6 protein-coding genes, 1 tRNA gene and 3 rRNA genes are annotated in these 11,901 nt (G+C 46.2%); all 10 read right to left on the bottom strand.

Annotated elements, in window-relative coordinates:
* Positions 1–268 precede the first annotated feature (268 nt).
* A 5S ribosomal RNA gene (gene rrf / locus VEA_RS03880) occupies positions 269–385 on the bottom strand.
* A gap of 93 nt (positions 386–478) precedes the next feature.
* Positions 479–3,367, bottom strand: a 23S ribosomal RNA gene (locus VEA_RS03875).
* Positions 3,368–3,631: 264 nt separating this feature from the next.
* A tRNA-Glu gene (locus tag VEA_RS03870) sits at positions 3,632–3,707 on the bottom strand.
* Between the two features lie 89 nt (positions 3,708–3,796).
* A 16S ribosomal RNA gene (locus VEA_RS03865) occupies positions 3,797–5,349 on the bottom strand.
* Together the 16S, 23S and 5S rRNA genes with 1 tRNA gene alongside form the textbook arrangement of a ribosomal RNA operon.
* Before the next feature lie 582 nt (positions 5,350–5,931).
* Complete coding sequence (locus VEA_RS03860; RefSeq protein WP_006743230.1) at positions 5,932–6,711, bottom strand: phosphoadenylyl-sulfate reductase; 780 nt, start codon at positions 6,709–6,711, stop codon at positions 5,932–5,934.
* Positions 6,704–8,440 (bottom strand): assimilatory sulfite reductase (NADPH) hemoprotein subunit, encoded by a 1,737-nt coding sequence (cysI, locus tag VEA_RS03855; RefSeq protein WP_006743229.1) that lies wholly within the window; start codon positions 8,438–8,440, stop codon positions 6,704–6,706. Before cysI ends, VEA_RS03860 begins: the two co-directional genes overlap by 8 nt.
* On the bottom strand, positions 8,440–10,311 hold the full coding sequence (locus VEA_RS03850) for an assimilatory sulfite reductase (NADPH) flavoprotein subunit (protein ID WP_012841361.1): 1,872 nt from the start codon (positions 10,309–10,311) through the stop codon (positions 8,440–8,442). The genes cysI and VEA_RS03850 overlap by 1 nt, the downstream gene beginning before the upstream one ends.
* Positions 10,312–10,428: 117 nt before the next feature.
* Entirely contained in the window at positions 10,429–10,659 is a 231-nt protein-coding gene (locus tag VEA_RS03845) for a hypothetical protein (protein ID WP_005455817.1), read from the bottom strand.
* A gap of 156 nt (positions 10,660–10,815) precedes the next feature.
* Positions 10,816–11,475 carry a TIGR04219 family outer membrane beta-barrel protein gene (locus tag VEA_RS03840; protein WP_012841360.1) on the bottom strand — a complete coding sequence of 220 codons (660 nt, stop codon included), beginning with the start codon at positions 11,473–11,475 and terminating at the stop codon, positions 10,816–10,818.
* Positions 11,476–11,573: 98 nt separating this feature from the next.
* A complete protein-coding gene (pspG, locus tag VEA_RS03835) occupies positions 11,574–11,789 on the bottom strand; it encodes an envelope stress response protein PspG (RefSeq protein ID WP_005398086.1) in 216 nt (71 codons plus the stop codon).
* Between the last annotated feature and the right edge of the window lie 112 nt (positions 11,790–11,901).

Here is an 11,901-nt window from a genome sequence, read left to right as displayed (position 1 = left end):
CTGAATCCGAAGATTCAATGGTCACTTCGTTTCATTGAAACCTAATTTGAAACCGCTCTTTATTAAGAGAAATTTCTAATTGGATTATCATCAACGAGTGCCCACACAGATTGATAGGTCTATATTGTTAAAGAGCTTGGCTTTCAGTGCCTTAGCACTTAAGCGAGGTGCGTATAATACGCTTTCCACTTTGAAAGTCAACATAAAACTCTAAAAAGATTAGAACTTTATGGTGACTTGCTTAAATCTTAAGCAAGTGCAAAATAAAGCCTGGCGATGTCCTACTCTCACATGGGGAAGCCCCACACTACCATCGGCGCTATTTCGTTTCACTTCTGAGTTCGGCATGGAAGTCAGGTGGGTCCAAAACGCTATGGTCGCCAAGCAAATTCTTTAATTCGGAAAGCTGTTTCTTAATTCTCGTTCTTACACATTCAACGTTCTTTCATTGAGTCCATCAAAACCCCTTGGGTGTTGTATGGTTAAGCCTCACGGGCAATTAGTACAGGTTAGCTCAACGCCTCACAACGCTTACACACCCTGCCTATCAACGTCGTAGTCTACGACAACCCTTTAGGATACTTAAAGTATCAGGGAGAACTCATCTCAAGGCTCGCTTCCCGCTTAGATGCTTTCAGCGGTTATCGATCCCGAACTTAGCTACCGGGCAATGCGTCTGGCGACACAACCCGAACACCAGAGGTTCGTCCACTCCGGTCCTCTCGTACTAGGAGCAGCCCCTTTCAATTCTCCAACGCCCACGGCAGATAGGGACCGAACTGTCTCACGACGTTCTAAACCCAGCTCGCGTACCACTTTAAATGGCGAACAGCCATACCCTTGGGACCGACTTCAGCCCCAGGATGTGATGAGCCGACATCGAGGTGCCAAACACCGCCGTCGATATGAACTCTTGGGCGGTATCAGCCTGTTATCCCCGGAGTACCTTTTATCCGTTGAGCGATGGCCCTTCCATTCAGAACCACCGGATCACTATGACCTGCTTTCGCACCTGCTCGAATTGTCATTCTCGCAGTCAAGCGGGCTTATGCCATTGCACTAACCTCACGATGTCCAACCGTGATTAGCCCACCTTCGTGCTCCTCCGTTACGCTTTGGGAGGAGACCGCCCCAGTCAAACTACCCACCAGGCACTGTCCGCAACCCCGATAAGGGGTCGACGTTAGAACATCAACACTACAAGGGTGGTATTTCAAGGACGGCTCCACGCAATCTAGCGACTGCGCTTCAAAGCCTCCCACCTATCCTACACATGTAGGGTCAATGTTCAGTGCCAAGCTGTAGTAAAGGTTCACGGGGTCTTTCCGTCTAGCCGCGGGTACACTGCATCTTCACAGCGATTTCAATTTCACTGAGTCTCGGGTGGAGACAGCGTGGCCATCATTACGCCATTCGTGCAGGTCGGAACTTACCCGACAAGGAATTTCGCTACCTTAGGACCGTTATAGTTACGGCCGCCGTTTACCGGGGCTTCGATCAAGAGCTTCGACCGAAGTCTAACCCCATCAATTAACCTTCCGGCACCGGGCAGGCGTCACACCGTATACGTCATCTTGCGATTTTGCACAGTGCTGTGTTTTTAATAAACAGTTGCAGCCACCTGGTATCTGCGACTCTCAATAGCTCCATCCGCAAGGGACTTCACCGTCGAGAGCGTACCTTCTCCCGAAGTTACGGTACCATTTTGCCTAGTTCCTTCACCCGAGTTCTCTCAAGCGCCTTGGTATTCTCTACCCGACCACCTGTGTCGGTTTGGGGTACGATTCCTTACAATCTGAAGCTTAGAGGCTTTTCCTGGAAGCATGGCATCAATGACTTCACATCCGTAGATGCTCGACGTCGTGTCTCAGCCTTAAGAAGAGCCGGATTTACCTAACTCTTCAGCCTACGCACTTGAACCTGGACAACCGTCGCCAGGCCCACCTAGCCTTCTCCGTCCCCCCATCGCAATTGTAAGAAGTACGGGAATATTAACCCGTTTCCCATCGACTACGCCTTTCGGCCTCGCCTTAGGGGTCGACTTACCCTGCCCCGATTAACGTTGGACAGGAACCCTTGGTCTTCCGGCGAGGAGGTTTTTCACCCCCTTTATCGTTACTCATGTCAGCATTCGCACTTCTGATACGTCCAGCATGCGTTACCACACACCTTCAACCGCTTACAGAACGCTCCCCTACCCAATACTCAAAGAGTATTGCCGCAGCTTCGGTTTACTACTTAGCCCCGTTACATCTTCCGCGCAGGCCGACTCGACCAGTGAGCTATTACGCTTTCTTTAAATGATGGCTGCTTCTAAGCCAACATCCTGGCTGTCTGAGCCTTCCCACATCGTTTCCCACTTAGTAGTAATTTGGGACCTTAGCTGGCGGTCTGGGTTGTTTCCCTCTCCACGACGGACGTTAGCACCCGCCGTGTGTCTCCCGGATAGTACTTACTGGTATTCGGAGTTTGCAAAGGGTTGGTAAGTCGGGATGACCCCCTAGCCTTAACAGTGCTCTACCCCCAGTAGTATTCGTCCGAGGCGCTACCTAAATAGCTTTCGGGGAGAACCAGCTATCTCCAGGTTTGATTGGCCTTTCACCCCTAGCCACAAGTCATCCGCTAATTTTTCAACATTAGTCGGTTCGGTCCTCCAGTTGATGTTACTCAACCTTCAACCTGCCCATGGCTAGATCACCTGGTTTCGGGTCTATATCCAGAGACTGAACGCCCAGTTAAGACTCGGTTTCCCTACGGCTCCCCTAGATGGTTAACCTTGCCACTGAATATAAGTCGCTGACCCATTATACAAAAGGTACGCAGTCACAGGACAAGCCTGCTCCTACTGCTTGTACGTACACGGTTTCAGGTTCTATTTCACTCCCCTCACAGGGGTTCTTTTCGCCTTTCCCTCACGGTACTGGTTCACTATCGGTCAGTCAGTAGTATTTAGCCTTGGAGGATGGTCCCCCCATATTCAGACAGGATATCACGTGTCCCGCCCTACTCGATTTCACTGAATATGCGTCGTCAGTTACGGGGCTATCACCCTGTATCGCCAAGCTTTCCAGCTTGTTCACCTAACGCGTATAAAGCTTAAGGGCTAGTCCAATTTCGCTCGCCGCTACTTTCGGAATCTCGGTTGATTTCTTTTCCTCGGGGTACTTAGATGTTTCAGTTCCCCCGGTTCGCCTCGTTATGCTATGTATTCACATAACGATACTTACTTATGTAAGTGGGTTTCCCCATTCGGAAATCCCAGACTTAAGTGGTTTTTACTACCTAATCTGGGCTTATCGCAAGTTAATACGTCCTTCATCGCCTCTGACTGCCAAGGCATCCACCGTGTACGCTTAGTCACTTAACCATACAACCCGAAGGAGTTTCGAGTTGATGTTCAAATCACCAAAGTTGTCTCTCATTATTTGAATGAGCGAGAGACATTCGATTTTGCCGGACTCAAATTCCAAGAACACTTGAATGTGTTTTTAGTTGTATTCATAAATGAATACTTTGAGAACTTTACAAACAACAATAAATTGTTGTTTTGTCAGCTTTCCAAATTGTTAAAGAGCTAATCACTTCAAAGAAGTAACCATTTTTAAAAGCACTCATTGAATGCGCTTAAAGATGGTATCCCGTAGGGGAGTCGAACCCCTGTTACCGCCGTGAAAGGGCGGTGTCCTAGGCCTCTAGACGAACGGGACACTGGATTGAAGAGTTTGGGAACTCTTCTTCTCTTTACTTTATAAACCGTATCAATCTGTGTGGACACTCATCGTGAATAATCATCGTTTAAGGAGGTGATCCAGCGCCAGGTTCCCCTAGCGCTACCTTGTTACGACTTCACCCCAGTCATGAACCACAAAGTGGTAAGCGTCCCCCCGAAGGTTAAACTACCTACTTCTTTTGCAGCCCACTCCCATGGTGTGACGGGCGGTGTGTACAAGGCCCGGGAACGTATTCACCGTGGCATTCTGATCCACGATTACTAGCGATTCCGACTTCATGGAGTCGAGTTGCAGACTCCAATCCGGACTACGACGCACTTTTTGGGATTCGCTCACTTTCGCAAGTTGGCTGCCCTCTGTATGCGCCATTGTAGCACGTGTGTAGCCCTACTCGTAAGGGCCATGATGACTTGACGTCGTCCCCACCTTCCTCCGGTTTATCACCGGCAGTCTCCCTGGAGTTCCCGACATTACTCGCTGGCAAACAAGGATAAGGGTTGCGCTCGTTGCGGGACTTAACCCAACATTTCACAACACGAGCTGACGACAGCCATGCAGCACCTGTCTCAGAGTTCCCGAAGGCACCAATCCATCTCTGGAAAGTTCTCTGGATGTCAAGAGTAGGTAAGGTTCTTCGCGTTGCATCGAATTAAACCACATGCTCCACCGCTTGTGCGGGCCCCCGTCAATTCATTTGAGTTTTAATCTTGCGACCGTACTCCCCAGGCGGTCTACTTAACGCGTTAGCTCCGAAAGCCACGGCTCAAGGCCACAACCTCCAAGTAGACATCGTTTACGGCGTGGACTACCAGGGTATCTAATCCTGTTTGCTCCCCACGCTTTCGCATCTGAGTGTCAGTATCTGTCCAGGGGGCCGCCTTCGCCACCGGTATTCCTTCAGATCTCTACGCATTTCACCGCTACACCTGAAATTCTACCCCCCTCTACAGTACTCTAGTCTGCCAGTTTCAAATGCTATTCCGAGGTTGAGCCCCGGGCTTTCACATCTGACTTAACAAACCACCTGCATGCGCTTTACGCCCAGTAATTCCGATTAACGCTCGCACCCTCCGTATTACCGCGGCTGCTGGCACGGAGTTAGCCGGTGCTTCTTCTGTCGCTAACGTCAAACAACGCCGCTATTAACGACGCCGCCTTCCTCACGACTGAAAGTGCTTTACAACCCGAAGGCCTTCTTCACACACGCGGCATGGCTGCATCAGGCTTGCGCCCATTGTGCAATATTCCCCACTGCTGCCTCCCGTAGGAGTCTGGACCGTGTCTCAGTTCCAGTGTGGCTGATCATCCTCTCAGACCAGCTAGGGATCGTCGCCTTGGTGAGCCCTTACCTCACCAACTAGCTAATCCCACCTAGGCATATCCTGACGCGAGAGGCCCGAAGGTCCCCCTCTTTGGCCCGTAGGCATCATGCGGTATTAGCCATCGTTTCCAATGGTTATCCCCCACATCAGGGCAATTTCCTAGGCATTACTCACCCGTCCGCCGCTCGACGCCGTTATCGTTCCCCGAAGGTTCAGATAACTCGTTTCCGCTCGACTTGCATGTGTTAGGCCTGCCGCCAGCGTTCAATCTGAGCCATGATCAAACTCTTCAATTTAAGATTTTGTTCGGCTCAATGAATACTGAACATTACATAAAGTAATGTTTGAATTGACTGTGCTGAATCCGAAGATTCAATGGTCACTTCGTTTCATTGAAACCTAATTTGAAGCCGAAGCTTCTAATTGGATTATCATCAACGAGTGCCCACACAGATTGATAGGTCTATATTGTTAAAGAGCAACTCTTCTTTGTGATTGACATCACTTCGGAAGAGGCGGCCATTCTAGCGAGATAATTTATTGTGTCAAACACTTTCTTCAAATTATTTCGTTTTTCTTTTCAGCCTTATCAACTTCGCTTAAACCCTTGTGAGGCCTTGCCCTGTCGACGAGGAGGCATTATAGAGATCGCGCTCACATTGGCAAGTGTTATTTTTCAAAAATTGCAAAAATAATGGTTAAACGATGAGTTTTCGATCAAACCTTTATTTATTCAACTTTACCCCAAACTCTCACACAACTTATCCACAGAGTTGTTCTTTGAGACGTGTTTTTCAAGTACCATAAATAAAGAAAGCTGCTTTATTGCAGCTATCTTTATTAAACTTAACCTAAACTCTATTTAAAGAGCATTATGGCTATATGCCAGACCCATCTTGTTCAGAACCATCATCTTCGTGTAGGCCACATTCTCGCTTTAAGCCAAAGAATCGAGTTTCTTCCTCTGACATTCCCGGCTCCCATTTACGAGTGGTATGTGTATCACCAACTGAAAGGTAACCTTCATCCCACAATGGGTGGTATTTAAGGCCGTGTTGTTCTAAGTAGTAATGAACGTCTTTATTAGTCCAATCAATTACTGGTAGAAATTTAAACACACCGTTCTGAATTGATAGAATCGGTAAACCTGCACGAGATTTACTTTGCTCTCGACGCAGTCCAGAGAACCACGTTCCAACATTAAGCTCTTTTAGCGCTCGACGCATTGGCTCCACTTTATTGAGCTTGTTGTATTTTTCAATTCCCTCTACACCCTGCTCCCATAACTTTCCATATCGAGCCTCTTGCCAATTCGCACTTTCTTTCGCTCGATAAACTTTTAAGTTTAGGTTGAGAGCATCTGTCAGCTCATCAATGAATTGATAGGTTTCAGCAAACAGGTATCCTGTATCGGTTAGAATGACGGGGATATCCGCTTTGACTTGAGTCACTAAATGAAGCATAACCGCGGCTTGAATACCAAAACTAGAAGAAACCGCAAACTCGCCCTCTAGATTTTCTAAAGCCCACTTTACTCTATCTTGTGCCGAAAGCTTTTCGAGCTCGACATTAATTTGAGCAAGACGGAGGATTTGCTCCGTCTTTGTTAATGTCAATAACTCTGTAAGCTCAAGCCTGGATGCTACAGAATCAAGCATGAAAGTCCCTCTTTGATACGAGCACTTCTTGGATAATACCAGCACGAATTGTGAAATCGCCGAAGGCTTCGCCTTCTTCACGCTCTTTCGACCATCGAGCCACCAGCAGATCAATCTCTTCTAAGATTTGCTTATCCGTGATGTTCTCTTTGTACATTTTTGGTACTCGAGTACCAGCACGGTTACCACCTAAATGTAGGTTGTAACGACCTGGCGCTTTACCAACTAAACCAATTTCAGCCAACATGGCGCGACCACAACCGTTTGGACATCCAGTTACACGCAAAATGATGTTGTCATTTTCTGGTAGGTTGTGCTTTTCCAAAATCCCCTCCACATCAGTAACAAACTGAGGAAGAAAACGCTCTGCCTCTGCCATTGCTAACGGACACGTTGGAAAGGCAACACACGCCATTGAATTTTTGCGCTGCTCACTGATATTGTCATCCATCAAGCCATGTTCACGAGCGATCTTTTCGATCTTCGCTTTTTCGCTTTTAGGTACCCCCGCAACAATTAAGTTCTGGTTGGCAGTCATACGGAAATCGCCTTTATGGATTTTGGCAATTTCAGCAACACCCGTCTTAAGTGGTTTACCTGGAAAGTCTAATAAGCGACCGTTTTCGATGAAAAGCGCTAAATGATATTTACCATCAATTCCTTCTACCCAACCAATACGGTCACCACGCTCAGTAAACTCGTACGGGCGGCTTGCTTCAAACTGAATGCCTGCTCGCTTTTCGACTTCGGCTTTAAAGACATCAGTACCTACACGGTCAAGTGTGTATTTGGTTTTGGCATTCTTACGGTTTGAGCGATTACCCCAATCACGCTGAGTGGTAACCACCGCCGCTGCAACATCAAGCGTTTTCTCTAATGGGATGAAACCTAAGTCGTCAGCGCGGCGCGGATAAGTTGACGTATCACCATGTGTCATCGCTAGGCCGCCGCCAACTAAAACGTTAAAGCCTACCAACTTGCCGTTATCCGCAATTGCTACGAAGTTAAGATCATTGGCATGAACGTCTACGTCATTTTGCGGTGGGATCACCACCGTCGTTTTAAACTTACGTGGTAAGTAGTTCTTGCCTAGAATCGGTTCATCTTCTTCAGTGCTTTCTACTTTCTCACCGTCCAGCCAAATCTCTGCATAAGCGCGCGTCTTTGGTAATAGATGCTCACTGATCTTCTTCGCCCATTCGTAAGCTTCTTGGTGTAACTCTGACTCCACTGGGTTAGTGGTACACAACACGTTTCGGTTTACATCACCCGCGGTTGCAATCGAATCAATGCCAATACTGTTGAGCGTTTGATGCATCAACTTAATATTCGGTTTTAATACCCCATGAAACTGGAACGTTTGGCGAGTTGTCAGACGAATACTTCCATATAAAGAGTGCTCCGTTGCGAACTTGTCGATCGCTAACCATTGCGTTGGCGTGATGATGCCTCCAGGCATACGAGCACGAAGCATCACGTTATGCAATGGCTCTAGCTTTTGCTTTGTGCGTTCATTGCGGATATCACGATCGTCTTGCTGATACATACCGTGGAAACGAATTAACTGGAAATTGTCGGCAGTAAAGCCACCAGTAATACGGTCCTGTAAATCTTGCTCAATGGTGCCACGTAATAAGTTACTTTCTCGCTTCAGGCGCTCGTTATCAGATAGCGGCCCTAACTCTTCACCTAATACAACCTGCTTATTATTGTCCGTAGAAAAAGTCATTAGTACACATCCCTCTGATAACGTTTCGCTTTACGTAGGTCATTAATAAATTGTTCCGCATCGTCACGCGGCATCTTGCCTTCTTGTTCAGCAACGATAACCAGTGCGTTGTGCACATCTTTTGCCATACGAGTGGCATCACCGCAGACATAGATATAAGCGCCTTCTTGGATCCACTGCCACACTTGAGCGGCGTTTTCTAAGATGCGATGTTGTACGTAAACTTTTTCTACTTGGTCACGACTAAAAGCAACATCCAATCGGCTTAGTACTCCTGACTTGAGGTACTTTTGCCATTCAACTTGGTATAAGAAGTCTTGAGTGAAAGTACGATCACCAAAGAACAACCAGTTTTTGCCTTCAGCATCGCGGTTTTCACGTTCCTGAATAAAGCTACGGAATGGTGCGATCCCTGTGCCTGGACCAACCATGATAATTGGAGTGCTATCATCTTCCGGCAGTTTAAAGTTGTTGTTATGCTCAACAAATACTTTAACTTCATCTCCCTCTTCGAGACGCTGTGCTAAGAAGCTCGACGCACCACCATATCGTTTTTCGTCGTTTTGTTCGTACTCAACCAAAGCAACCGTTAGGTGTACTTCTTCATCGACCTCTTCTTGGCTTGATGCAATAGAGTAAAGGCGAGGAGTAAGACGACGAAGCAAACTAATCAACTCATCTGCGGTTAACTTGGTTTTCTTCTCTGCCAATACATCAACAATTTGAGTATTTGCAGAGTACTCGCGAAGTTTATCTTTATCGTCAACCAGCTTTTGTAGCTTCTTGCTACCGGATAACTCGGCAAACTTTGTAATGAGCTGAGGGTTAGATGTTGTGATTTCATATTTACTCACGAGAGCACTATGGATTGACAAGCTTTCGCCATCAACATCAACGGTTTCAACCCCAGACAAACCGACCTTACCAAGAATGGCATTAGCAAGTTCTGAACTATTTTCAAACCACACACCTAGCGCATCACCAGGCTGATACGTTAACCCCGAACCTTCCAAGTCAATTTCTATATGACGAACATCCTTTCCAGAATCACGACCCGTGATTTTTTGACTGGTCAGTAATATCGCTGTGTATGGGTTTTGTTTATTGTAAGGAGAGTGCGCAGTCGCCGCCTGACCCACAGGAAGTTGAACCACATCCGCTTCAGTGCCAGAAGAAAGCGTATCTTTTACCTTACCTAACGCATTCTTACGCCATTCAGCTGCTGGTGCTTCATAATCCACATCGCAATCAAGACGATCGATAAATGGGGTCGCGCCTAACTTTGATAGGTAAGCGTCGAAGTCTTTACCGGTTTGGCAGAAGAATTCGTAGCTCGAGTCACCCAGAGCAATAACGCCATATTGAAGGTTTGACAGCTTAGGAGCTTTCTTAGATTGCAAAAACTCGTGTAGCTCTATAGCGTTATCTGGTGCTTCGCCTTCGCCATTCGTCGATGCCACAATAATGACATGTGTTTCTTTGGCTAAGTTTTTACCTTTGTAATCACTTGCATCAAAAAGTTCGACAGCAATTCCTTCTGCTTTTGCTTCCTGTTCTAGAGCTTCAGCAACGCCTTTAGCGTTGCCAGTTTGGGAAGCAAAAATAATACTCAACTTACCTGCAGGCTTCGCTGATACGGCTGCCGTCGCTTGTGCAATTGGCGTTACCGCTGTATTTGGTTGATTTTGAGCTAATCCCCAAAAATACCCACTGACCCAAGCAAGTTGCTGTGAAGACAACTCAGAGACAGTTTGTTGGAGTGAGCTAATTTGTTGGTCATTCAGAGGGCTTGCGATTGGAGGATTTCCTCCTTGCCCATTATTATCTTCAGACACATTCTTGTGAGAATACTCATTCTTTTGAAAAGACATTATCACGACATCCCTATTCATTGCGTGACGATAGAGTACCCACTCTCCTTAATAACAAGAAAGAATAGAAGTGAATGTTTTATAACTTTTTGGAAGTAAGAACGGCTTACTTTTTGCTCATCGATCTTCAATGCGGACTTGTTGAAAGCCTACTGCCATTGCCGATTTTGACGCTGCATCCAAATCTTCATAAAGACATTCTTCACCATGACTGTCCGTCAGAAAAACAAAACCACCGCGCGCATGTCTGAACTCCACAACCCAGCCACCCTCTTGGATTGCAGGTTCAATAATCGCTTCGACAAGCTGGTTTTCACGGAATAGATGTCTTAGTTCGTTTATTGTCATCGCTATCCCTGCTTTAACTTTCACATTGCTCCTAGGTAAGCATGGTCTAAGTCAGCAAAATAGGCAGAAAATTCGATTGGATATAATGAAGTGATATAAAAAAACGCCGCTTATAAAGCGACGTTTTAAAAAATCGAGTATCTAATCTGGCTGCATTTAGAATGCGTATTCTGCACTCACAAAAAAGCCGTTAGCAAAAATAAACTCTTTCCCTAGATCCGACATGAATTTCTCGGACTCCAAATCAATCACGCGGTAACCACCACGAAAAGCCAGTTGAGCTTTTTCGAGCGGTACATGGTATTGAACACCTGCCATGAAATCAGTGCTTTTGATACCTTTGTTGTCACCAAAGTTTATCTCACCAATCACATCAAAATTTGTGTCCGGAACTTGAATCTCTGCGTAACCGTACCAAGCCCAAATCAGCTCATCAAACTCTTCTATACGCTTGTTTGAGCCAGCATCAATGTATTTAATGTCACTTAAATTACTGAATGTAACACCCGCATCAAAATGCAATAAATCATGCTCCAGAACTTGGTAGTACATGGTGAAATCGAGCTTATCGAACCCCATGTAATCAGCATCAATGCTCGAGTAACGAAGACGCGCATTAGGAACGTATTTCACATCATGCTCAATCGCCGCGTAAAATGCGCCTGTTGTGCTGCTATCTCGTCTTACTTCATTTACTTTAGTGTCAGCAGCCCAGATCTCTGCGCCGACTTTCGTCGATACAGAATATTCTGCAAAAGCAGGAAAAGATACTGCCAACGATAATGCTGTTAAAGCGATGGTCGCTTTATTTGTCATGTAGTGTGTACTCCGAGATAGCTGATGTTCACGTTGAAGACGTGAGAGGAAATATACCATACTCTCACGTCTCTCTATCAACTAAATCATGTCACTCGTTATTTATAGCGGGGCTGGGCAACGTAATTCTTGAAGAACCAAACACCCAATGCAATCACGATTAACCATGGCAATAGTTTGAGTACCGCTCCGACCATTCCCAGTAAAAACATCACAACTAACGCGATACCGGTTGCTGCGAATACGGTCATCATTGTGATACCGGTAACCAATAGGGTCGCCGCAAAGACTAAAATAAAGATTAGCTCCAACATAATCACTTCTCCATTTGTTTTTAATAAACAGAGCAGTTTCCATACCAACTTACCAAGATGACGATAACACAATGATTTTTATTCAAAAATAAAGCCAGAGGCATTTCTGCAC

The organism is Vibrio antiquarius (assembly GCF_000024825.1).
In the GTDB taxonomy this organism is placed as follows: Bacteria; Pseudomonadota; Gammaproteobacteria; order Enterobacterales; family Vibrionaceae; genus Vibrio; species Vibrio diabolicus.
The sequence above is the reverse complement of the archived record's forward strand: the minus strand, read 5'-3'. Positions and strand labels throughout refer to the sequence as shown.

Coding starts and splice junctions, on each gene's coding strand:
- VEA_RS03860 (WP_006743230.1), bottom strand. CDS start 6,711: ATGCTTGATTCTGTAGCATCCAGGCTTGAGCTTACAGAGTTATTGACA.
- cysI (WP_006743229.1), bottom strand. CDS start 8,440: ATGACTTTTTCTACGGACAATAATAAGCAGGTTGTATTAGGTGAAGAG.
- VEA_RS03850 (WP_012841361.1), bottom strand. CDS start 10,311: ATGTCTTTTCAAAAGAATGAGTATTCTCACAAGAATGTGTCTGAAGAT.
- VEA_RS03845 (WP_005455817.1), bottom strand. CDS start 10,659: ATGACAATAAACGAACTAAGACATCTATTCCGTGAAAACCAGCTTGTC.
- VEA_RS03840 (WP_012841360.1), bottom strand. CDS start 11,475: ATGACAAATAAAGCGACCATCGCTTTAACAGCATTATCGTTGGCAGTA.
- pspG (WP_005398086.1), bottom strand. CDS start 11,789: ATGTTGGAGCTAATCTTTATTTTAGTCTTTGCGGCGACCCTATTGGTT.